Here is a 20994-nt window from a genome sequence, read left to right on the forward strand (position 1 = left end):
ATCTTGACGCAGGAGAGCCATTGCCTGCTCCCAGGGTTCCAGCCGCCTTCGTCCTCGCAGTTCTGCCGGCCATCCTGGCCTCCGCGTGCAGGAGGCAGCCGGGGGAGCCCGTCTTCGTCATCGGACTCGACGGACAGGCCGGCCCCCCACACGCGGACACGGCGCTGGTCGTTCCCGACAGCGTCCCGCCCCCGGACAGCCTGGCGCTCCCCGACTCCCTGCCACCGGACAGTTCGGCCATCGCCCCGCCCGTGTACGAATCCCTCGAGGGGGCGCGCGTGCTGGCCGTCGAGGTGCACGGCTCGCTCTACGCAACCCTCCAGGAGACCTGCCCCGACGGGGATCCCGACGTGCTAGGCGCCCATCTCACCAGGTGCCTCTGGTGGGACATGGACCCCTGGCACGACATCTGCGCGGGCGACTCCATCATCGCCATCTACCGCGACTCGGGAGCGGGGATGGAGAACCGCACCGTGGCGCTGCGCTACGTCCCCATGGCGGGCACGTCGAACAGCGCCTTCGCCCTGTACCAGTACAGGCGCTCGGGCGATAACTACCCGTCCTACTGGCATCCCGGCGGCACCGAGGTCATCAGGCTGCTCGACGCCATGCCGGTCTCGACCTTCGAGGAGATCACGGGCGTCTTCGGCGAGCCGAGGGGCGATCACGGGCACGGGGGCGTCGACTTCAAGGCCCCCGAGGGCACGCCCGTCCGCACCCCGCACGGCGGCAGGGTGGTTCGCATGAACTGGAACACGGAGTACAACGGGCAATGCCTGGAGCTGGACATGGGCGGCGGCTACTCCGAGATCTACCTCCACCTTCAGGGGATAGCGCCGGAACTCTCCTGCGGGTCCACCGCCGCGAGCGGCTCGGTGGTCGGCTGGGTGGGCAGCACGGGCAGGTCCTATTCGGCGCACCTCCACTACCAGATCGACGACGAGAACGGCTACGCCATCGATCCTTACCTTTTCGGCGGCTCGCATTCCAGATCGCTCTCCGGGGCCGATCTCGAGGCTTTCCGTGCCTTCACGGCCGCCTGCGACTCGATGATGGCGGCTGGTGCGCGATGACGGGCCAGCAGGCGTCCGCGGACCGAGACTCCCACTCCTGCTCGATACCCTCCTGCGCTGTTGTCACGCTCAACTTCAACGGGGCTGCGTTCCTGGCCGACATGATCGAGTCCGTGGCCCCGCAGCTCGCCTCCACCGGCTCGCGGCTCGCCGTGTTCGACAACGGCTCGACCGACGGCTCCGACCGCCTGGTGGAGGAGCGCTTCGGCGGGGAGGAGTGGTTCTCCATCCGCAGGTCGCCCGTCAACCTCGGCTTCGCGGCCGGGGCGAACGAGGCGCTCTCGGACCTGCCGGAGGAGGTAGTCGTACTGGCCAACAGCGACACCGTGTTCCTCCCCGGCAGCCTCGACGCCCTGCTGCAGGGGCTGGCCAGGCACCCGCGGGCGGCTCTGGCCGGGCCGAAGCTGCTGTGGCCCGACGGGACGCTGCAGCCCTCCATGCGCGACTTCCCGTTCCCGTGCGCGCTCATCCGGGAGCACATGCCGTTCCGCAGCCGCCTGTCGGCCAAGTATTCGAACCATGCCTCCGAGCGCAGGGCGGACTGGCTGGTGGGGGCCGTCATGGCCATCCGCACCGGCATGTTCCGCGAGACGGGCGGGTTCGACACCGACTACTTCTTCTACCACGAGGAGACGGATCTCCAGTACAGGTTCCGCGAGAAGGGGATGGAGGTCTGGTTCATCCCGTCGTCGTGCGTCGTCCACATCGAGGGGGGATCGGCGCAGGCGGTGTATGGACGGGATACGACGCTCAGGTATATATCCGCCAAACTCCGCTTCCTGCGGAAGCACGGCAGCCCTCTCGACGCTGCATGCTTCCGCCTCCTCATGTCGGCGATGCACCTGGGGAGGGCGGCCGTGGGGATCGTGCGGCCGGGGAAGGCGCTCAGGGACGTCAGGTTTTCGCGCAGCTACTGCTCGGAGGCCCTGAAGGAGCTCCGGGACGTTTCCTCCCGGAGCGGGTGAAAGGCCGGCCATGCCCGCAGTCCTGGGTTTCAACTGCTACAAGCACGATTCCGCTGCAGCCATACTCGTCGACGGCCGTCTGGTCGCTGCGGCGGAGGAGGAACGCTTCACCAGGGTCAAGCACGACCCGGGCTTCCCCGCCAGGGCGGTCGACTACTGCCTGAAGGCCGCCGGGCTCGCGGCATCCGACCTGGACTGTGTCGCCTACTACATGGTGCCGTCGCGCGTGATGGCCGAGAACCTGCTTTTCAGCAGGCACTACATCCTCGAGCGGGGGGGCGGCAACTTCCTCCTCGCCCAGCTCGCAGGCGCGCGCAAGATGTCGCTGGCGGGCGCGACGATGAAGGAGCACCTCGGCCCCGGGTTCAGGGCGCGGACCGTGTTCGTAGACCATCACACGGCGCATGCATGGGCGGCCTGGTACTGCTCCGGGTTCGAGAATCCCGCCGTCCTGACGATGGACGGCGTGGGCGAGAGGGACACGAGCCTCCTGGGCGACTTCGAGGGCCCGAGACTGCGCAGGCTCTCGGGATCGGTCTATCCCGACTCCCCCGGGGTGTTCTACAGCGCCGTGACACGCCACCTGGGCTTCGAGCCGGACGGCGACGAGTACAAGGTGATGGGTCTGTCCTCATACGGCGAGCCCGAGTTCGTCGACCTCTTCAGGAGGATGATCCGGGCCACGCCCGACGGCCGCATACGGGTGGACACCGGGCTCCTGGACATCCGCAGGGGGGTCCATCATGCCAGCTTCCCCCGCGCCGTGCAGGAGGTGCTGGGCCCGCCGCGCGAGCCGGGCGGGGAGATGGAGAGGCGTCACGAGAACATCGCAGCCTCGGCGCAGAGGGCGCTCGAGGAGGTCGGACTGTCCCTGGCGAAGCTCCTGAGGAAGGCGACCGGGCGCGACAGGCTCGTCATCGCAGGCGGCGTGGGGCTCAACTGCGTGATGAACGGCCTCATCGAGAGGGAGGCGGGCTTCTCCGAGATCTATCCGCTCCCCGCGCCGCACGATGCGGGCACCTCGATAGGAGCCGCGGTCGCCGCGCATCTCTCGATGTTCGGCGGAACACCGCTCGAGACGCCCCCGGGCATGTACCTGGGGCCGTCCTATACCGAAACGGAGATCGAAGCCGCGCTGATCCAGTCCAAGCAGAGCTATGCCAGGCCCGGGGACATCCACGCCGAGACCGCCCGCCTCGTGGCGGACGGGAACGTGGTGGGGCTCTTCCAGGGCAGGATGGAGTTCGGACCCAGGGCTCTCGGCAACCGCTCGATCCTCGCCGACCCCCGCAGGGCCGACATGAAGGACATCGTGAACAGCGTGGTGAAGCAGAGGGAGGGCTTCAGGCCCTTCGCGCCGAGCTGCCTCGAGGAGTCGGCCGGTGAGTACTTCGAGGGCTGCCGGAAGTCGCGCTACATGATCTCGACCTACATGGTACGCCCGGGGAAGGCCGAGGTGATACCCGCCGTCACGCACGTCGACAACACTTCCAGGGTCCAGACCGTGACCGCGGAGACGAACCAGCCCTACTGGAGGATCATACGGGAGTTCGGAGCCCTCACCGGGGTGCCGGTCGTGATGAACACATCCTTCAACGTGAAGGGCGAGCCGATCGTGGAGTCGCCGGTGGACGCCCTGCGCTGCTTCTGGGGCACCGGCCTCGACGCCCTCTCGATCCCCCCCTTCCTCATCGTCAAATCCCCCCGCTGATCCGGAACGCCGGCTGAGGGGGGGCGGGGGGCCGGAGGGGGGTCAGTCGCCGCCGAGCTTGCGCTGGAGGGTGCGGCGGCCGATGCCCAGCATCTCCGCAGCCCTCGTGCGATTGCCTTCCGCGAGCGCCAGCGTCCTCTCTATGACGAGGTTCTCGATCTCCTCGAGGCTGCGGGGGAGTTCGACCTGCAGAACCTCCGAGCCCCTGGCGGCGCTGCCCCTGATCTCCACCGGGAGATCGTCCGGGCCGATGCCCTGCCCCGACATGATGACGAGGCTCTCCATGAGGTTGCGCAGCTGCCTGACGTTCCCGGGCCACGAGTACCCGCTCAGGATCGCGAGAGCCTCCGGTTCCACCGCGGGGACGGGCAGGCCGTGCTTCTCGGCCGCCTCGCGCACGAAGGACACTGCCAGGAGCGGGATGTCCTGCCGCCTGGCCCTCAGCGGAGGGATGTAGAGCTCCACTACCTTGAGCCTGTAGAAGAGGTCCTCCCGGAAGCCGCCCTCCCTCACCTTCGCCGCCAGGTCGCTGTTCGTGGCTGCTATGAGCCTGACGTCCGTGGGTATCGGCCGGGTGCCTCCGAGCCTCGTCACCTGCTCCTCCTCCAGCGCCCTCAGGAGCTTGACCTGGGTTGCCGGTGGGATCTCGCCTATCTCGTCGAGGAGCAGGGTGCCTCCGCCGGCGGCCTCGAACCTGCCCTCCGAGGCGCGTTCCGCGCCTGTGAACGCTCCGCGCTCGTGGCCGAACAGCTCGTTTTCGAGAAGAGTCTCGGGGATGGCCGCGCAGTTGAGCGCCAGGTACGGCCCGGTCCGGCCGCTCAGGGCATGGATCTGCCTGGCGAGGAGATCCTTCCCTGTGCCGCTCTCGCCCGTCACTAGGACGGTCGCCTTCACAGGGGCGACCTTCCTGACCCTCGTCATGAGCTCCTCGATCGCGCGGCTGCGGTAGATGAACGGGGTTTCGGCCATCGAGGACTGGCCGGCCTGGGGCTTCTCGGCCGACAGCGACGCCGAGAGGGCGAAGGCCCTGCCTATGGCCTCGCGTATCCTAGAAGCGTCGTCGGGGTCGAGAATGACGTCGGTGACGCCGGCCTTCATCCAGGCCACGGCGTCCTCCGCGTTGACGCTCCTGCCGTAGATGACCGTCCCGGCCGATGGGTTGGCCCTTCGCACCGATTCGAGGAAGGTGCCCACATGCATGTCGGCCATGTCGGAAGCGGCTATGACGACGTTGACCGAACGGGCCACGATGCGCCGGAGTGCCGCCCGGGCGCTGGGCTCGGAGATGACCGAGTACCCCGAGGCCGATGCCACCGCGCCCACGGCCGACGCCCTGGCGGCGCTGGAATCGACTATCAGAACCGTACCCCTGCCGAGGATCGTAACCAGTTCGGCCCTCCGCTCGCGATGATATGGACTCGTAATATATCTCGGAGGGCCGGGCATCGTGCACGAAGGGAGAGGCATGGGCGGCGGGACGGGATTTGCGGTGAACGACGACTACTGTTTCGTGTGCGGGAAGGACAACCCGTCAGGCCTCCGGCTCTCGCCGAGGGGCGAGGGCGGCTCCTGCCGCCTCGAGCTGGTGCCGCCCAGGGAGACGCAGGGCTGGGCCGGCGTGATGCACGGGGGGATGGTGACCGCCGTTCTCGACGAGGCGATGGCCTATGCCTCGATGAGCCTGGGCGGGCGGTACGCCACGGCGGAGATATCGGTCTGCTTCAGGAGGCCCGCCAGGACGGGGATCGAAACCGTAGTCACGGCCCGCGTCACCGAGAGCCGGGGCAGGCTTGCCAGGGCATCGGCGGAGATGCTGCAGGAGGGGGAGGTAGTTGCTTCGGGCAGCGCGAGCTTCATCCTCGTCGGGAACTGAGCCCCCCCGTCCGATCCTGCTGCTGGGGAGTTCCGGCAGGCTGGGCACGGCCTTCAGGCGCGCCCTGGAAGGCACCTGCAGGATCGTCTCCCGCCCCGGCGCATCCCTTTCGGCGCCCGGATGCGCCGCCTCCCTGCTCGGCGAGCTGCGGCCCGACCTGGTCGTGAACGCCTGCGCGATGTCGTCGCCCCGTGACTGCCTGCACGACCCGGCAGGCGCCCTTCTCGCGAACGCACTGCTCCCCCGGGGGCTGGCGGGGGTCTGCAGCTCCCTGGGCATCCCTCTCGTCCACTTCTCGACCGATCTCGTGTACGGCGGAGCCACGCCCCCCTACGGCGAGCGGTCTCCCTGCGTCCCACGCTCCATCTACGGCTGGACGAAGCTGCTTGGCGACCTGTCGGTGCTGTCGGCCCATCCCGATGCACTCGTGGTGAGGACTTCCGTTCTCTTCGGCGAGGTGGGAGCCTCGAGGCGCACATTCTCGGAGGAACTGCTGGCGGGGCTCGTCGGGAGCGTCCATGTCGACTCCTGGCGCAACCATACCCCGGTGAGCTGGCTCCCCGGAGCGGTGATGGGGGCCTTCGGGGCGGGCGCCCGGGGGCTGCTCCTGGTTGCCGGGCTTCATTCCCTGGCGAGATCGGCGTTCGCGGAGATGCTGTTCGCGCACCTGGGCAGGATGGACTGCCCTCCTGCGGGCTACAGGCCGCCCGGGGTCCCCGAAGACCTGTCCCTGGACACGTCGCGGTTCGCGCAGATCATGGGGGATCCCCCCGATCCGTTCCAGGCCTTCGGGATCGAGTATCCTCAGGAGTCGCCGAGTACTTCCGCCAGGAATCTCCCGGTGTAGGACCCCTCGACCGCAGCCACGTCCTCGGGAGTGCCTTCGGCTATCACCATGCCGCCGCCGTCGCCGCCCTCCGGACCGAGATCGATGATCCAGTCGGCATTCTTCACCACGTCGAGGTTGTGCTCTATGACCACGACCGTGTTGCCCTGGCCCACCAGCCGGTCGAGCACGTGCAGGAGCTTCCTCACGTCGTGGAAGTGGAGGCCGGTGGTAGGTTCGTCGAGGATGTACATGGTGTGGGAGGAGCCGGGGCGAGCGAGCTCCCGGGCCAGCTTCACGCGCTGCGCCTCGCCGCCGGAGAGCGTGGTGGCCGGCTGTCCGAGCTTGATGTACCCGAGCCCCACGTCGTCCATCACCTTCAGGGTCCTGGCCACCGCGGGCATCCGCTCGAACAGCTCCATCGCCTGCCTGACCGTCAGGTCGAGCACCTGCGCGATGTTGTGCTCCCGGAAGGCGACTCTCAGGGTCTCGCGGTTGAAGCGCATCCCCCCGCAGGTCTCGCAGACCACGAACACGTCGGCGAGGAAATGCATCTCGATCCTCTTCACCCCGGCGCCCTGGCAGTCCTCGCACCTCCCGCCGTGCACGTTGAAGCTGAACCGGCCCGGCGAGTACCCCCGCATCTTCGCCGAAGGCAGCCCGGCGAACACGGTGCGGATCTGGTCGAAGACCTTGGTGTAGGTGGCTGGATTGGATCGCGGCGTCCGGCCGATCGGGTCCTGGGAGATGTTGATCACCTTGTCGACGTTCTCGTAACCCCTGATGCCCCTGTGCGGCCCCGGCGTCCCGGATGCGCCCCCGCAGAGCTCCGAGAGCGCGGGGAAGAGCGTCTGCGTAACGAGAGAGCTCTTGCCCGAGCCCGACACGCCCGTCACGCAGATGAAGCGCCCGAGAGGGAACGAGACCGTCACGTTCCGCAGGTTGTGGAGCGTTGCCCCGTCGAGGGTCAGAGTGCCGTGGGCCCTGCTCCTGGGGGGTCTTATCCGGCTTATCCGCTCGCGCCCCGTCAGATATCTGCCGGTCAGCGACGCCTCGTCGGCCATGATCTTGGCCGGGGATCCCTCCGAGACCACGAGGCCTCCGTCCGTGCCCGCGCCCGGCCCGAAGTCCACGACGTGGTCGGCCCTCAGGATGGTGTCCCTGTCGTGCTCCACGACGACGACGGTGTTGCCCAGGTCGCGCAGCTTCTCGAGGGTGCTGATCAGTTTCAGGTTGTCGCGCTGGTGCAGCCCTATCGTGGGCTCGTCGAGCACGTAGAGGACTCCGGTGAGGCCGCTTCCTATCTGGCTCGCCAGCCTTATCCTCTGGGCCTCCCCGCCGGAGAGGGAGGGGGCGGCCCTGTCGAGGGTCAGGTAGTGGAGGCCGACGTCCATCAGGAAGCCGAGCCTGCCCTTGAGCTCCTTGAGGAGTTCTCCCGCGATGAGCAGGTCGTTCCGGCCGAGCCCGAGTTCCTGGAAGAAGTTCCACGCGTCGCCGACGGTCATGGAGTTGAGCTCGTGGATGCCGCGCCCCGCAACGTACACGGAACGGGCCTCCGGGCGCAGGCGCGATCCTCCGCAGGACGAGCAGGGGGTACGGCGGAAGAACTTCTCGTAACCGGCCCGCGACCCTTCGCTCGAGGTCGTCAGGTAGAGCCTCTCGAGCCTGGGGATCACGCCCTCCCAGGGACCCTCCCAGTTCCCCCGGCTGTGCTCTCCCTCCCAGGCGAACCTGAGGATCTTAGTGTCGGTGGTGCCCCTGAGGACCGCCTGCTGCTGCTCTTCAGAGAGGCGCTTCCAGGGCGTTCCGAGACTGAAGTCGTACGCCTCGGCGAGGGCCTTGGACAGGGTCGCGGTCCATCCCCTGGGCTCGCCCCAGGGAGCGACCGCCCCGTCCTTGATCGAGAGGGCCGGCCTGGGCACGACGAGGTCGGGATCGACCTTCATCTCGAACCCCAGGCCCGAGCAGGTCTGGCACATGCCGGCGGGATTGTTGAAGCTGAAGAGCTGCACCGTGGGGTCGGGGAACGATATCCCGCAGTGGAGACACGCGTTCTGTTCGCTGAAGAAGGTTTGCTCACCGCTGTCGGCGTCGACGACGGCCATGCCGCCCGATCCCTCCTTCAGCGCCGTCTCTACCGAGCTGGTCAGCCTTGTGTCGATCCCGGGCTTCACGGAGATGCGGTCCACGACCACCATGAGGTCGTGCCTGCGCTTCTCCTGCAGCCTGATCCCCTCGTCGAGGGAGCGGATCTCCCCGTCGACCAGGATCCTGACGTAGCCCTTCTTCCGGAGGTCGGCGAGCAGCTCGGTGTAGGCCCCCTTGCGGCCCTTCACCAGAGGGGCGGCTATCAGGAGGCGGCTGCCCTCGGGCATCGACGAGATCCTGTCGACTATCTGCTGCGCCGACTGCCTGCCCACGCCCCTTCCGCACGAGGGGCAGTGGAGCTGGCCGATCCTGGCGTAGAGGACCCTGAGGTAGTCGGCGATCTCGGTGACGGTGCCCACCGTGGAGCGCGGGTTGTGGCTGACGGTCTTCTGCTCGATCGAGATGGCCGGCGACAGCCCCTCGATGCTCTCGTACAACGGTTTCTCGAGCTGCCCGAGGAACTGCCGGGCGTAGGCCGAGAGGGATTCGATGTATCTGCGCTGGCCCTCGGCGTAGAGCGTGTCGAAAGCGAACGAGCTCTTCCCCGAGCCGGAGACGCCGGTGACGACCACGAGCCTGTTCCTGGGGATCGACACGTCGATGCCCCTCAGGTTGTGCTCCCTGGCCCCCCTGACAACTATCGCATCCATCCAGTTCCCGTATCTTCCTTTTATGAGTCTCTTACACGAATCCGAATGCCTGACCCGGACCCTGATGACCACATCGAGAACCTGACTGTTCCCGTATCTTCCTTTTATGAGTCTCTTGCACGAATCCGAATGCCTGACCCGGACCCTGATGACCACATCGAGAACCTGACTGTACCCGTATCTTCCTTTTATGAGTCCCTTGCACGGGTCCTAATCCCGTATCCGGACCCTGATGAACCGCCTGAGAATCCCGTCGCCGGCCCCGGTCCGACATGCCGATCCGGAGGCTGGGCACAAGAAACGGAATATAGCCTGGGACACGGTTTCTGCGAGAGGCCTGCGGCCCTGCGCCACAATAGCCCCAGTGCGCACCGGCTCCGGTTCCCGGGAGGGGTGACGCGGACACAACAAGATGTCCGACAGCATCATGCGGCGCAGGATGGTTCTGGCAAGGCTGTTGCTGATTGTCTCCAGAGGCCGGAGAACGTCCGGCCGGCATGACCAGGAGAGGCGATGCATCACCGTACCAGAGACTACCGCTGCGGAGAGCGGGCTGTCAGCGCCTGCCGGGAAGCCTGCGGATGCGGCGGCCCCTCGGCCGTCGCTGCGGGGCGCGGTTCGCGGAAGCCTGCCATAGACGTCTACCGCGGTGACGGGGCGCTTCACGTCGTGGCCGAAGTGCCTGGATTCTCCCCGGGCGAGATCGACATCGACGTCAGTTCCGACTCGCTGCGGATGAGCGGGCGCAGGAGCGCCCCGGGAGCGGGGCTCGGGCAGACCTTCGTCAGGGAGTGCCTGCAGGGCGGATTCTCCCGGTGCGTTGCACTGCCGGGGGAGGTCGACGCGGGTTCGGCATCCGCCGAACTGGAGAACGGAATCCTGCACGTGGTCCTCCCTCTCGCCGGAACCGGCGTGACCGTGAGGATAAGACCGGAATAGGAACACGGGGCGCCGGCCGTGGCCGGACAGCCCGGGAAAGATCGTCAGTGGGAGTGAAAGGATGGTTGCAGTGGGCAAGGTCATAGGGATAGACCTCGGGACCACGAACTCGTGCGTCGCGATCCTCGAGGGCGGGGAGCCGTTCGTCATCCCCAACTCCGAAGGCTTCAGGACGACTCCGTCCGTCGTGGCCTTCACCGACGGCGGGGAGCGCCACGTCGGCGTCGTCGCCCGCAGGCAGGCCATAGCGAACCCGGTGAACACGGTGTTCTCGATCAAGAGGTTCATGGGGCGCAAGTTCAGCGAGGTGGACGCCGAGAAGGCCCGGGTCCCCTACAAGGTGGTCGAGGGGCCCAACGGCGACGCGATGATCGAGATCCAGGGCAGGAAGTACTCCCCTCCGGAGATCTCCGCGATGGTCCTCCAGAAGATGCGGCAGACCGCGGAGGACTACCTGGGCGAGAAGGTGACCCAGGCCGTCGTCACCGTGCCTGCATACTTCAACGACAGCCAGAGGCAGGCCACGAAGGACGCAGGAAGGATAGCCGGGCTCGAGGTGCTGCGCATAGTGAACGAGCCGACAGCGGCTTCGCTCGCCTACGGGCTCGACAAGAAGGGCATCAGCAAGACCGTGGCCGTGTTCGACCTCGGCGGCGGCACCTTCGACATCTCCATCCTCGAGATCGCCGAGGGCGTGTTCGAGGTGAGGTCCACGAACGGCGACACCCATCTCGGTGGCGACGACTTCGACCTCAGAGTCATCGACTGGCTGGTGGAGGAGTTCAGGAAGCAGGAGGGCGTCGATCTCTCCCGCGATCCGATGGCCCTGCAGCGGCTCAAGGAGGCGGCCGAGAGGGCGAAGTGCGAGCTCTCCACCACGCAGACCAGCGAGATCAACCTGCCCTTCATCACGGCCGACTCCTCCGGCCCGAAGCACATGATCATGAAGCTGACCAGGGCGAAACTCGAGCAGCTCGTGGACGACCTGGTGGAGAGGACCAGGAAGCCCTGCCTCGATGCGCTCAAGGACGCGAAGATCGATCCCGGCAAGCTCGACGAGGTGATCCTCGTGGGCGGGCAGACCAGGATGCCCCTCGTGCAGAAGATCGCCGGCGAGATATTCGGCCGCGAGCCGCACAGGGGCGTCAACCCCGACGAGGTGGTGGCAGTGGGCGCCGCCATCCAGGCCGGCGTGCTGACGGGCGAGTTCAAGGACGTCCTTCTCCTAGACGTAACTCCTCTGACCCTCGGCATCGAGACGCTCGGCGGCATCTCCACGGGCATCATAGAGCGCAACACGACCATCCCCACCAAGAAGAGCCAGATCTTCAGCACGGCCGCCGAAGGCCAGACCGCCGTAGAGATCCACGTTCTCCAGGGCGAGCGCAAGATGGCCTCCGACAACAGGACGCTGGGCAGGTTCATCCTGGACGGGATCCCGCCGGCTCCGCGCGGCATGCCCCAGATCGAGGTGACGTTCGACCTGGATGCCAACGGCATCGTTCACGTGTCGGCCCGCGACAAGGCCACGGGCAAGGAGCAGAAGATCAGGATCGAGGCCTCGAGCGGACTTTCCGAGAGCGAGATCCAGAAGATGGTGGGCGAGGCCGAGAGGTTCTCGAAGGACGACGAGCAGAAGCGCCAGAAGGCCGAGAAGAGGAACATGGCCGACTCGCTCGTCTACGAGGTCGACAAGGGTCTGAAGGACTTCGGCGACAGGCTCGACCCCTCGCTGAAGGCCTCCCTCGACTCTGCGTCTGCGGCCGTGCGCTCGGCAAGGCAGTCGGATGACGACCAGGCTCTGGACAGGGCCCTCGAAGACCTCCAGAAGGCCTGGAGCGCCGCCGGAGAATCGATTCACGCCCAGGCCCAGGCTGCCGGGCAGACCGGCGCAGACTCCCGGCCCGGACAGGAAGGGCCGGAGCAGGGCGGGAAGACCGTCGACGCCGATTTCGAAGTGGTGGACGAATGAGCGTGACCGGCGACCCCAGGAGATCCCAGTCCAGGCACCGGCGAGAGGCGTCGTACTCGCGCAGGAGGCAGCATCAGCCGCCCCCCCCTGAGACTGAAGCACCGGGCTCCGCCGGAGCCGGGGACGAGGTTCCGGCCGGGGATCAGGCCGCGGTCGAGGCCGCCGTCGAAACCGATCTGTCAGGCGAGATCGAGACGCTGCGCGAACAGAACCTCAGGCTGCAGGCCGAATTCGACAACTACAGGAAGAGGCAGGCGAGGGACTTCCACAGGCTCTGCTCGCAGGGCAGGAAGGACCTGATCGTGAGCCTGCTCGACATACTCGACGATCTCGACCTCGCGAGGGATCACAGCGCGAGCGGCACCCCGGCGTCCGATACGGTTGCCGGACTGTTCCAGATCGCATCGAAGCTCGAGGCTCTCCTCCGCCGCGAGGGCCTGGAGGCCCTTCCGCTCGCCCCTCTCGATCCCTTCGATCCCACGCAGCACGAGGCGGTCTTCGCCGAGGATGTCGAGGACATCGAGCAGGATATCGTACTCGAGATCCTGAGGAAGGGATACACCATCGACGGGGAGCTGGTGAGGGCGGCCATGGTCAAGGTCGGCAGAGCCGGCAGGGCCGCCGGCGGGGACGCGGAGCAGGATTGACGGACGGCAGGGATCTCTACGCCATCCTCGGCGTTGGCGAGAAGGCCACCGAGGACGAGATAAAGAAGGCCTACAGGAAGCTGGCCCGGAAGTACCACCCTGATGCCAACCAGGGTGACAGACGCGCCGAGGAGAAGTTCAAGGAGATCTCAGACGCCTATGACGTTCTCCGCGACAGCGAGAAGCGGGCAAGATACGACGACCTGCGCAGCGGAAGAGCCTTCTTCGGCGATGCGGGCGCGGCCGGCGGGGAATCCTACGACATGGGCGGCGGAGGCTTCGGAGGATTCGAGGATCTTCTCAGCACCCTGTTCGGGGGGGGCAGACCCAGGCCTTCCGCCAGACAGGCCCCTTCGGGCGAAGTCGTCATCCCGTTCGCCACTGCCGCGCGAGGGGGCGTCGTCGACGCCGTGGTCAGGGTCGAGAAGCCCTGCCCGGTCTGCGGCGGGGCGGGCGGCACGGGGGAGAAGACCTGTCCCACCTGCAAGGGCAGCGGCACGAGGACCGAGAAGCGCGGAGCCTTCAGCACGATGCACGCGTGCACCGGCTGCGGGGGCACGGGCAGGGTCCTCACGGCGAAATGCGGCTCCTGCAGCGGCACGGGAAGGGCGTCCTCGAACCAGCGCATGTCGATCGACGTGCCTCCGGGCTCGTCCGACGGCGATCTGCTGAGGCTCAGGCAGCCCGACGGCTCGTCGGCCATCATCAGGCTGAGGGTCAGTCCCGACAGGTTCCTCCGCCGCGAAGGGCTGGACATACACTGCTCGGTTACGGTCACCGCCCCGAGGGCGGCCCTGGGCACCACGATGACGGTGCGGACCCTGGACGGCAGGATCCGTCTCAGGATCCCGCCCGGCACCCAGCCCGGCACCATCCTGAGGATCCCCGGGAAGGGGGTGCCGCACGGTTCGTCGCGCGGCGACCAGTACGTCCGGGTCGAGGTTTCCGTGCCCGTGCCCGCGAACGACGATGAGCGCCGCCTGTGGGAACAGCTCCAGTCGCTCGAGGGTATACGGAGGCAGCACGGGAGCGTATGAAAACCCGGAGGAAACGGCGATGACACTTTCCAGAAGCATTGTCTCCGCGCTGCTCCTCATCTCCGCCTCGGCCTGCAGGGGCCAGGCGGAGCCCGGAGCCATGGCGGCGGCCGATCCGGCGGGAGCGCCCGGATCGGAGCCGGTCACCGATCCCGGGGCGCTCAGCGAGGCTTTCTGCGAGATCGCCTCGTCGGCGGGGCCCTCGGTTGTGACGATCACATCGAGAAGCGTCGAGAAGGCCGTATTCCCCGACTTCCAGTCCATCCCATCCCCGTTCGGGATCGATCCGTGGTTCGGCTTCCCGGGCATGCAGGAGAGGGAGTACGTCAGGGAGGGCCTCGGCAGCGGCGTGATCATAGATCCCCGGGGCTTCATTGCGACGAACAACCACGTCGTCGAAGGAGCCGACGAACTCGAGGTCATCCTGCCCGACGGGTCGAGGTTCCCCGCGGTCCTGACGGGAACCGACCCCAGGACCGATCTGGCGGTTGTGAAGATCGACCCCGGCCAGATCCCTCTCACGGCCCTGCCCCTGGGGGACGCCGGTGATCTGAGGGTGGGGCAGATCGTGCTCGCTGTGGGATCGCCGTTCGCACTCAGTTCGTCCGTCACCCAGGGCATCATCAGCTACATCGGGCGCACGGGCGTGGGGCTGACCGACTACGAGGACTTCATCCAGACCGACGCAGCAATCAATCCGGGCAACAGCGGCGGGGCACTGGTGAACCTCGACGGCGAACTGGTGGGGATCAACACTGCCATCGCGAGCCGCACCGGGGGATACGACGGGATAGGTTTCGCCATCCCCGTCGACATCGTGGAGATGGTTACATCCGAGATCATGGAGCAGGGCTCCGTCTCGCGGGGATGGCTCGGCGTGATGATCCAGGACGTCACGGCGGGCTTCGAGGAGGAGTTCGGCGAGGACAGCGGCGTGATAGTGTCGGAGGTGGCGCCGGGCAGCCCTGCCGCAGAGGCGGGCCTCCGTGTCGGTGACGTGATCGTCGGGCTCGACGGAGAGCCCGTCGAGTCGGTCGCCGGTTTCAGGAACACCATCGCCGCCATGGACACGGGCGACACCGTGAGGCTGCTGGTCAGCCGCGACGGCGGCATGCTCCAGATGGAGGCCGAGGTCGGAGAGCAGCCCGGAGAGGCCCCTGAAGCCCAGGCCGTCGAACAGACGACGGTCAGGACCGGCACGGGCTGGACCCTTGCCGATCTCGACGAAAGAACCGCTGCCTCGCTCGGATACGACGGCACGGGAGTCATCGTGGCATCGACCGACCAGGGCGGCGCCGCAGACCGGTCGGGGCTCGTGCGGGGCGACATAATAGTCGAGGTGGACAGAGAGCCGGTGTCCTCGGTTGACGAGGCCCGGCGCCTGGTGTCAGCTTCCGGCGACGGAGTCCTCCTGCTCGTCTGGCGCGGGGGGCATACGATCTTCATCCTGCTCGAGCTGGGCTGACGCCCTCTCGGCAACGGGAGCATCCCTTGGACCTGAGATATCTCGTCCTCGCAGCGGCTGGGTTCGCGCTTTCGACAGCCGGTTTCGTCATGCTGGGCCGCGGCAGGCCCGCAGCTCCCGTGTCGGGGCTGGTCTTCCTGGCCGGCGTCGTTTCCCTGGTTCTCGGAATCCTGCTGACCTGCGTACCGGGTTTCTTCGGAGGCTGATCCGGGCTCCGGCCTCTGCGCATGCGCCAGGCTCTACTTGAGCAGGCGCATCCTCCTGAACTTGTCCACGAAGGTGAACAGGAGTTCGTTGTCCGGATGCTTCTCGAGGCCCTCGGCGGCTATCGCAGCCGCGTTGGGCAACGCGTTCAGGGATATCTGCTCGCGGACCCTGCGGATGTACTCCTCCGCCCCGTCCTGGAGGGCGGGTCTGGAGGCTGCAGCAGCCGCCTGAGCCGCCGGCTGCGCCCTGGTCTGGGGAGCAGCCCCGGCGGGGACGGGGGACTTCTCGAGCGCGGAGATCAGGTCTTCCAGCCCGGCGGCCTGCGGCATGAGAGCGAACGCCTCGCGAGCCGACGCGAACGCCTCCTGCGGCAATCCTGCCGCCAGTTTCCGCTCTCCGAGCCGGACCAGGTTCTCGGCCTTCATCCTCCGCTGGAGAGCGCCGATACGGGCCCTGACCTCCGGATCTTCGGGAGCCCCGGCCTTTGCCTTCTTCAGGAAGCCGACGGCTCCGGCCTCGTCTCCCGCGGCGAGAGCCCTCTCGGCTGATTCGAAGAATTCTCTGACACTCTGAGGAACAGGCACGCTTGTCCTTTCTCCGGCCTCGGGGGCCGCTTCGGCCCTTCGGGCGGGCGATGGGGCCGGAACCTCGCCGGGTACGGCCTGTCTGGCTATGGACCGGGATGATATGCCTGAAGCGGGCCTGGATGGCGCAGGCCTGACCGGCTGGGGGGGTGCGGGTGCCGCGCGGTGACCTTCTGATGCCGCCTTCTGTGCGGGCTTCACCGCCTTTTCGGTCTCGGGCCTGGCAGTACTCTCGCTCTTGTGCTCGCGATTCTCGAGTGGAGGGGTCACGAGGGGTTTCGTCGGATCGAACCCCGGATCGACAGTGCGCCTTGTGCTCTCGGGTGCGATGATCGGGGCGGGTTCGCGGGACGCCCGGGGCTGGGGCGCGATGGATGTCCGGGCCTCCCTGACGGGTCTGATCGGGGATGCAGCCGGATCGGGCCTGCCTTCCTTCGCAGTCTGGGTCTCGCGTGCCTCTCTGGCTTCGCGCGCCGCCTTCAGTTCGCGAGCCGTCCGGGCCTCCCGGGCGAGCTTCGCCTCACGTGCCGCCTGGGCTTCGCGTGCCGCCCTGGCTTCCTCGGCTTCCCGGGCTTCGCGTTCGATTCTGGCATCTTCGGCGGCCCTGGCTTCACGTGCGGCCCTGGCCTCCCTGGCCGCCTTCGCCTCCCGGGCGGCTTTCGCCTCCCTGGCGGCCCGGGCTTCGCGAGCGGCCCTGGCCTCCTCGGCTTCCCTGGCCTCGCGAGCAATCCTGGCTTCTTCGGCCGCCCTGGCCTCACGGGCGGCCTTCGCCTCCCTGGCTTCCCGGGCTTCGCGAGCGGCCCTGGCCTCCTCGGCTTCCCTGGCCTCGCGAGCAATCCTGGCTTCTTCGGCCGCCTTCGCCACACGTGCGGCCTTCGCCTCCCTGGCCGCCCGGGCCTCACGAGCGGCCCTGGCCTCCTCGGCGGCCTTCTCCGCCATCTTCACGGCCTCGGCGGCCTTCTCCTTCTCGAAGATCTGCTCTTTCTCGATCGCGAGGATCGCTTCGGTCACGGCGCTGCTTCCGGGGTCCATGGAGAGAGCCTTCTTGAGAATGACGAAGGCTTCGTCCCTGTTTCCCTTCTGCAGTTCGGCCTTGGCCTCCCGCACGAGCGAGGCCACCCTGGCCCTGTTCTCCGTAACCATGCTTCCCCCCAGAGCTTGTTCCCGTCTCTTTCTATCGAACCCGCGGTTCCGGGTCAAGCCCCTTCGCGCGCCGCCCCGTCGTCGAGCCGATGACGGCCGCGAGATCCCTCGCCAGCCCGGCCGGACCCATGAGGAAGAGATGCCTCAGGATCAGCGCGGGTATCCTCGTGAAGGGTCGCCTCAGCAGATAGCCCAGTCCTATCCTGGCCTGCGCCCGTTTCCGGAGGTCGCGCAGCTCATCGTCCGACATGTCCGTGAGATTGACAAGAAGAGAGTCCGCGGCGTTCATGCTCTCGAGAAAGCGCTCGAGATCGCCGATCCTGCCATCCGCCAGCGCCCGGTCGAAGATCCTCGTCCCGGGATAGGGCGTGACGAAGAGCATCGGCGCGGTGATGTCGGCCTTCCTGCAGAACTCGACCGTCTCCTCCACCGTCTCCCGCGTCTCCCCGTACATCCCGATCATGAAGCTGCCCTCGGCGTGCATGCCCGCCTTCCGGGTCAGCCGCAGCGCCTTGAGGCACTGCTCCGGAGTGACTCTGCGATTCATCGTCTCGAGCATCCCGGCGCTCCCGGACTCGATCCCGTAGCTGATCCAGTAGCAGCCCGACCTCTTCATCTCGGAGAGCAGGTCCTCGTCCACGGTGTTGACCCGGCCGAGGCACGACCAGCGCAGACCGGGGAGTCTCTCCCTCATGAGCCTGCAGACTTCGAGCACGAAGGACCTGTCGCTCGTGAAGAGGTCGTCGGGGAAGCCCGTGTAGCGTATGCGGTATCTGCGCACAAGCTCCTCGATCTCCGCGACGATGGATTCGGGGCTGCGCCTCCTGACGCGCCGCCCGTAGATCCGGTAGCAGTAGACGCATTCGAACGGGCAGCCCCTGCTGGCCACCACCTCCATGTGCCGGGTCGGCTTCCCCCTGTGATCGAGGCTGTGGATGTAGCTCTCGATCGGGAAGAGTTCCCAGGCAGGCCAGGGGAGAGCGTCCAGATCTCCTGCATGCTCCCGCTCCGGCGACAGGACGGTTTTTCCTTCCGGGGACAGGAATGCGAGCCCGGGTATCTCCCTCCACTCCCCGCCCGACTCGACAGCCCGGGCCAGTTCGACGGCGGTCGTCTCGCCCTCTCCCCTGACCGCGGCATCAAGGCGGCATGACTCCAGATAGATGCCTGGCAGGGTGGTCGCTCCGCTGTTCCCGGCGATGAGAAAGGCGTCCGGGAGAGCCTCCCTGAGACGTCTGCCCAGTTCCCTGGCATACCTGAACCGGGTGACCATCCCGCCTATGCCGATCATGCCGGGTTTCACGGCGGTGACCTGCGCGACGGCCGCATCCACGGAGAGGTCCGAGCCCTCCATGTCGACCACGGTGACATCGTGGCCGGCATTCCTCAGGGATGCAGCGACGTACGCCAGCCCGAACGGGAAGTACTTCGACCTCCTGCCGGAACCATAGGGCGGATAGACCAGGCAGATCTTCATTCCCTCTCCCCGGGAGCATGGCTGTGGACAAGGTCGCTTCCGTCGTCGGCAAACGCGCATCCGCGCCAGTATAGCCTTGCATGGCCCAGCGGGCAACGAACCCCCGGCTCCGATCCACTGGCACGAATCCGCGCGTATCGGCATGTTACATGGCTGCCTGAAGGCGCGATCGTATTTCGTATCCGAAAACACGCTAAGCAGATGGAGTCTTCCCCATGTTCAAGAAGCTGTTCTCGCACGGCGGCCCGAAGATGGCTCCGCGCAGCAGAGGGCCGGTCGGCCTCATAGACCTCTCGCTCCGCGACGGGCAGCAGTCCCTCCTCGCCACCCGCATGTCGACCCCCCAGGTGCTCGAGACCATGCCCCTGATACTCGACTGCGGCGTGAAGCTGATGGAGGTGTGGGGCGGGGCAACGCTCGACAGCGCGATGAGGTTCCTCGACGAGAACCCGTTCGACCGCCTCCACAGGATGTCGGAGCTCGCGAAGCCCTACTCGTGCGGCCTCAGGACTCTTTCCAGGGGGCAGAACCTGTTCGGGTACGACCCGTATCCCGACGACATCGTCAGCGACTTCAACAGCGAGGCGGTCCGCTCCGGGACCACCGTGATGCGGATCTTCGACGCCCTCAACTACATCCCCAACTACATGGCCGCCCTGGAGGGCGTCCGGAAGGCGGGGGGCTCCTTCGACGGCGCGGTCTGCTACACGAACGGACCTCTTTACAAGACATCGTATTTCGTCGACAAGGCCCTCGAGCTGGAGGCCGCGGGCGCCGACATGGTCTCGGACAAGGACATGGCCGGCCTGAAGGATCCCGTCCAGGCCTGGGAATACTACACAGCGCTGAAGGAGAGGCTCGGGGTCCCCGTCGTGAGCCACACCCACTGCACGCCCGGCTACGGCCACATGAGCGCGGTCATAGCACTGCTCGCCGGGATCGATTCGATCGACGTATGCTTCCTGCCCTTCGCAGGCGGCTCGTCGCATCCCTCCATCGAGATCGTCTCCCTCTTCGCCGACCTCCTGGGGATCGACACGGGGCTCGCCCTCGACGAAGTCAGGCTCGGCAGGGTCCATGCCGCTCTGACCGGGGTGATCGAGGAATGCGAGAAGAAGTTCGCGCTCCAGGTGCACAGGTCGGTCTGGCCCGGCCGCGATGTCCTCGAACCGCTCGCCGTGAAGACTCTGGACCTGCTCGCGGAGGGCCGCATCGTGCAGGCCCTCGAGACCGTCCACAGGATGGAGGCCGCATGCGGCTTCCCGCCTCCGAACGATGCGGTCAGGAAATCCCAGATACCCGGCGGCATGTACAGCAACTTCAAGAACCAGCTCGCGAAGGACGGCAAGAGCGACTACATGGACAGGGCCCTCGAGGCGGTGCAGGAGGTCAGGTCGAAGGCCGGCTGGGTCCCCCTGGTCACTCCCACGTCGCAGATCGTCGGGGTGAAGGCCTACTTCGTCGCGCTGGGCAAGGATGCGAATCCGGTCCAGTATGTGAACCTGATCGCGGGCTACTACGGGAAGACGCCGTTCCCGGTGGATCCCGGCTACCGTGAGCAGGTCTGCGGCTTCCGCGACGAGAGGGCCTACGATTCCTCCCAGTTCCCGCGCGCGATCCCGACCCTCCCCGGCACATCCATACCCATCGCCGAGACGGAGCAGGAGAAGCTGCTCTACTACCTCTTCCCCGACAGCTCCGGGAAGGCCTATCTCGAGAAGCTGAAGGGGACCGCCCATGCCGAGGACATGAAGGAGGCGGCGCAGAAGAGGGAGCGCGAGGAGCAGGCCAGGCTCAAGAAGCTGCGCGACGAGGCCATCCTCAACAGGTTCTCGGAATCGATGTGCGACCTGTCGGAGCACCTGTCGCAGGCGATGACGCTCCTCAGCACCGAGGAGGACCCCGCGACGAACATGCTCATCAAGGAAGCCGCGGAGTACACGGATATCTAGCCGATTTCGCTCCGCGAAATCGGCGGGTAGCACTTCAGCAGTTTTCTGCGAAAACTGCGAATGTGCGTGCCCTGATCCGCCATCGGCGGATCAGGATGCTTGCATCGCGGCCGGCAAGTTCCGGCCGCCCTCAGGCGCTCTCGCGACTTTGCATCGCAAAGTCACTGTCGCTTCCTTCTCGTCATCTCCGCAATGACACCGGGTTTCCTGTCTCTTATACACATCTCCGAGCCCACGAGACAGCGCTGTGTATCTGGTATGCCGTCTTCTGCTTGAAAAGGGGGGGGGGGGGGGGGGGGGGGGGGGGGGGGGGGGGGGGGGGGGG

General features: G+C 67.0%; 16 protein-coding genes. 12 read left to right on the plus strand and 4 right to left on the minus strand.

Annotated features, from left to right (window positions below; all coding sequences use genetic code 11):
- Nucleotides 1-20 precede the first annotated feature (20 nt).
- Genes QUS11_08535 through QUS11_08545 form a run of 3 tightly spaced genes read left to right on the plus strand, consistent with a single transcriptional unit; the run spans nucleotide 21 to nucleotide 3749 of the window.
- The gene (locus tag QUS11_08535) at nucleotides 21-1073 is read left to right on the plus strand and encodes a M23 family metallopeptidase (protein MDM7993346.1); all 1053 of its coding nucleotides are present in this window, start codon (nucleotides 21-23) and stop codon (nucleotides 1071-1073) included.
- Nucleotides 1070-2038: a glycosyltransferase family 2 protein gene (locus QUS11_08540; protein MDM7993347.1), complete on the plus strand. Its 969-nt coding sequence runs from the start codon at nucleotides 1070-1072 to the stop codon at nucleotides 2036-2038. Before QUS11_08535 ends, QUS11_08540 begins: the two co-directional genes overlap by 4 nt.
- A gap of 10 nt (nucleotides 2039-2048) precedes the next feature.
- A complete protein-coding gene (locus tag QUS11_08545) occupies nucleotides 2049-3749 on the plus strand; it encodes a carbamoyltransferase C-terminal domain-containing protein (protein MDM7993348.1) in 1701 nt (566 codons plus the stop codon).
- Between the two features lie 42 nt (nucleotides 3750-3791).
- Here QUS11_08545 and QUS11_08550 read toward each other — a convergent pair whose 3' ends face one another.
- A complete protein-coding gene (locus tag QUS11_08550; GenBank protein MDM7993349.1) occupies nucleotides 3792-5216 on the minus strand; it encodes a sigma-54 dependent transcriptional regulator in 1425 nt (474 codons plus the stop codon).
- Between QUS11_08550 and QUS11_08555 the strand changes: the two genes are divergently transcribed.
- Both QUS11_08555 and QUS11_08560 read left to right on the plus strand, forming a co-directional pair.
- The gene (locus QUS11_08555; GenBank protein MDM7993350.1) at nucleotides 5197-5622 is read left to right on the plus strand and encodes a PaaI family thioesterase; all 426 of its coding nucleotides are present in this window, start codon (nucleotides 5197-5199) and stop codon (nucleotides 5620-5622) included. The two genes, QUS11_08550 and QUS11_08555, sit on opposite strands and share 20 nt — an antisense overlap.
- On the plus strand, nucleotides 5582-6469 hold the full coding sequence (locus QUS11_08560) for a sugar nucleotide-binding protein (protein ID MDM7993351.1): 888 nt from the start codon (nucleotides 5582-5584) through the stop codon (nucleotides 6467-6469). The genes QUS11_08555 and QUS11_08560 overlap by 41 nt, the downstream gene beginning before the upstream one ends.
- On the opposite strand, the gene uvrA is transcribed toward QUS11_08560, so the two are convergent.
- Nucleotides 6427-9246 carry an excinuclease ABC subunit UvrA gene (uvrA, locus tag QUS11_08565; protein MDM7993352.1) on the minus strand — a complete coding sequence of 940 codons (2820 nt, stop codon included), beginning with the start codon at nucleotides 9244-9246 and terminating at the stop codon, nucleotides 6427-6429. The two genes, QUS11_08560 and uvrA, sit on opposite strands and share 43 nt — an antisense overlap.
- 513 nt (nucleotides 9247-9759) lie before the next feature.
- Between uvrA and QUS11_08570 the strand changes: the two genes are divergently transcribed.
- From QUS11_08570 to QUS11_08595, 6 genes are all read left to right on the plus strand, one after another.
- Nucleotides 9760-10185, plus strand: a complete 426-nt coding sequence (locus QUS11_08570) for an Hsp20/alpha crystallin family protein (GenBank protein ID MDM7993353.1) — start codon at nucleotides 9760-9762, stop codon at nucleotides 10183-10185.
- 61 nt (nucleotides 10186-10246) lie between these two features.
- Complete coding sequence (gene dnaK, locus QUS11_08575) at nucleotides 10247-12157, plus strand: molecular chaperone DnaK (GenBank protein ID MDM7993354.1); 1911 nt, start codon at nucleotides 10247-10249, stop codon at nucleotides 12155-12157.
- Nucleotides 12154-12804 carry a nucleotide exchange factor GrpE gene (gene grpE / locus QUS11_08580; GenBank protein MDM7993355.1) on the plus strand — a complete coding sequence of 217 codons (651 nt, stop codon included), beginning with the start codon at nucleotides 12154-12156 and terminating at the stop codon, nucleotides 12802-12804. The genes dnaK and grpE overlap by 4 nt, the downstream gene beginning before the upstream one ends.
- Nucleotides 12801-13841 carry a J domain-containing protein gene (locus tag QUS11_08585; protein ID MDM7993356.1) on the plus strand — a complete coding sequence of 347 codons (1041 nt, stop codon included), beginning with the start codon at nucleotides 12801-12803 and terminating at the stop codon, nucleotides 13839-13841. Before grpE ends, QUS11_08585 begins: the two co-directional genes overlap by 4 nt.
- A 19-nt stretch (nucleotides 13842-13860) precedes the next feature.
- Nucleotides 13861-15306 carry a Do family serine endopeptidase gene (locus QUS11_08590; protein ID MDM7993357.1) on the plus strand — a complete coding sequence of 482 codons (1446 nt, stop codon included), beginning with the start codon at nucleotides 13861-13863 and terminating at the stop codon, nucleotides 15304-15306.
- A 26-nt stretch (nucleotides 15307-15332) separates the two neighbouring features.
- Nucleotides 15333-15512: a hypothetical protein gene (locus QUS11_08595; protein ID MDM7993358.1), complete on the plus strand. Its 180-nt coding sequence runs from the start codon at nucleotides 15333-15335 to the stop codon at nucleotides 15510-15512.
- Nucleotides 15513-15545: 33 nt separating this feature from the next.
- Here the strand turns inward: QUS11_08595 and QUS11_08600 are convergent, their stop codons facing one another.
- Both QUS11_08600 and QUS11_08605 read right to left on the minus strand, forming a co-directional pair.
- The gene (locus QUS11_08600) at nucleotides 15546-17240 is read right to left on the minus strand and encodes a hypothetical protein (protein ID MDM7993359.1); all 1695 of its coding nucleotides are present in this window, start codon (nucleotides 17238-17240) and stop codon (nucleotides 15546-15548) included.
- A gap of 31 nt (nucleotides 17241-17271) precedes the next feature.
- Nucleotides 17272-18717, minus strand: coding sequence for a radical SAM protein (locus tag QUS11_08605; GenBank protein ID MDM7993360.1), 1446 nt, complete (start codon nucleotides 18715-18717; stop codon nucleotides 17272-17274).
- A gap of 215 nt (nucleotides 18718-18932) precedes the next feature.
- Between QUS11_08605 and QUS11_08610 the strand changes: the two genes are divergently transcribed.
- On the plus strand, nucleotides 18933-20669 hold the full coding sequence (locus QUS11_08610) for a hypothetical protein (GenBank protein MDM7993361.1): 1737 nt from the start codon (nucleotides 18933-18935) through the stop codon (nucleotides 20667-20669).
- The last annotated feature ends 325 nt before the right edge of the window (nucleotides 20670-20994 follow it).

The sequence above is a fragment of the Candidatus Fermentibacter sp. genome, from assembly GCA_030373045.1.
Taxonomy (GTDB): Bacteria; Fermentibacterota; Fermentibacteria; order Fermentibacterales; family Fermentibacteraceae; genus Fermentibacter.

What these genes read in the sequence shown, in the direction of transcription:
- grpE (MDM7993355.1), top strand. Translation starts at nt 12,154, where the DNA reads ATGAGCGTGACCGGCGACCCCAGGAGATCCCAGTCCAGGCACCGGCGA.
- dnaK (MDM7993354.1), top strand. Translation starts at nt 10,247, where the DNA reads ATGGTTGCAGTGGGCAAGGTCATAGGGATAGACCTCGGGACCACGAAC.
- QUS11_08610 (MDM7993361.1), top strand. Translation starts at nt 18,933, where the DNA reads ATGTTCAAGAAGCTGTTCTCGCACGGCGGCCCGAAGATGGCTCCGCGC.
- uvrA (MDM7993352.1), bottom strand. Translation starts at nt 9,246, where the DNA reads ATGGATGCGATAGTTGTCAGGGGGGCCAGGGAGCACAACCTGAGGGGC.
- QUS11_08590 (MDM7993357.1), top strand. Translation starts at nt 13,861, where the DNA reads ATGACACTTTCCAGAAGCATTGTCTCCGCGCTGCTCCTCATCTCCGCC.
- QUS11_08600 (MDM7993359.1), bottom strand. Translation starts at nt 17,240, where the DNA reads ATGGTTACGGAGAACAGGGCCAGGGTGGCCTCGCTCGTGCGGGAGGCC.
- QUS11_08605 (MDM7993360.1), bottom strand. Translation starts at nt 18,717, where the DNA reads ATGAAGATCTGCCTGGTCTATCCGCCCTATGGTTCCGGCAGGAGGTCG.
- QUS11_08540 (MDM7993347.1), top strand. Translation starts at nt 1,070, where the DNA reads ATGACGGGCCAGCAGGCGTCCGCGGACCGAGACTCCCACTCCTGCTCG.
- QUS11_08545 (MDM7993348.1), top strand. Translation starts at nt 2,049, where the DNA reads ATGCCCGCAGTCCTGGGTTTCAACTGCTACAAGCACGATTCCGCTGCA.
- QUS11_08570 (MDM7993353.1), top strand. Translation starts at nt 9,760, where the DNA reads ATGCATCACCGTACCAGAGACTACCGCTGCGGAGAGCGGGCTGTCAGC.
- QUS11_08550 (MDM7993349.1), bottom strand. Translation starts at nt 5,216, where the DNA reads ATGCCTCTCCCTTCGTGCACGATGCCCGGCCCTCCGAGATATATTACG.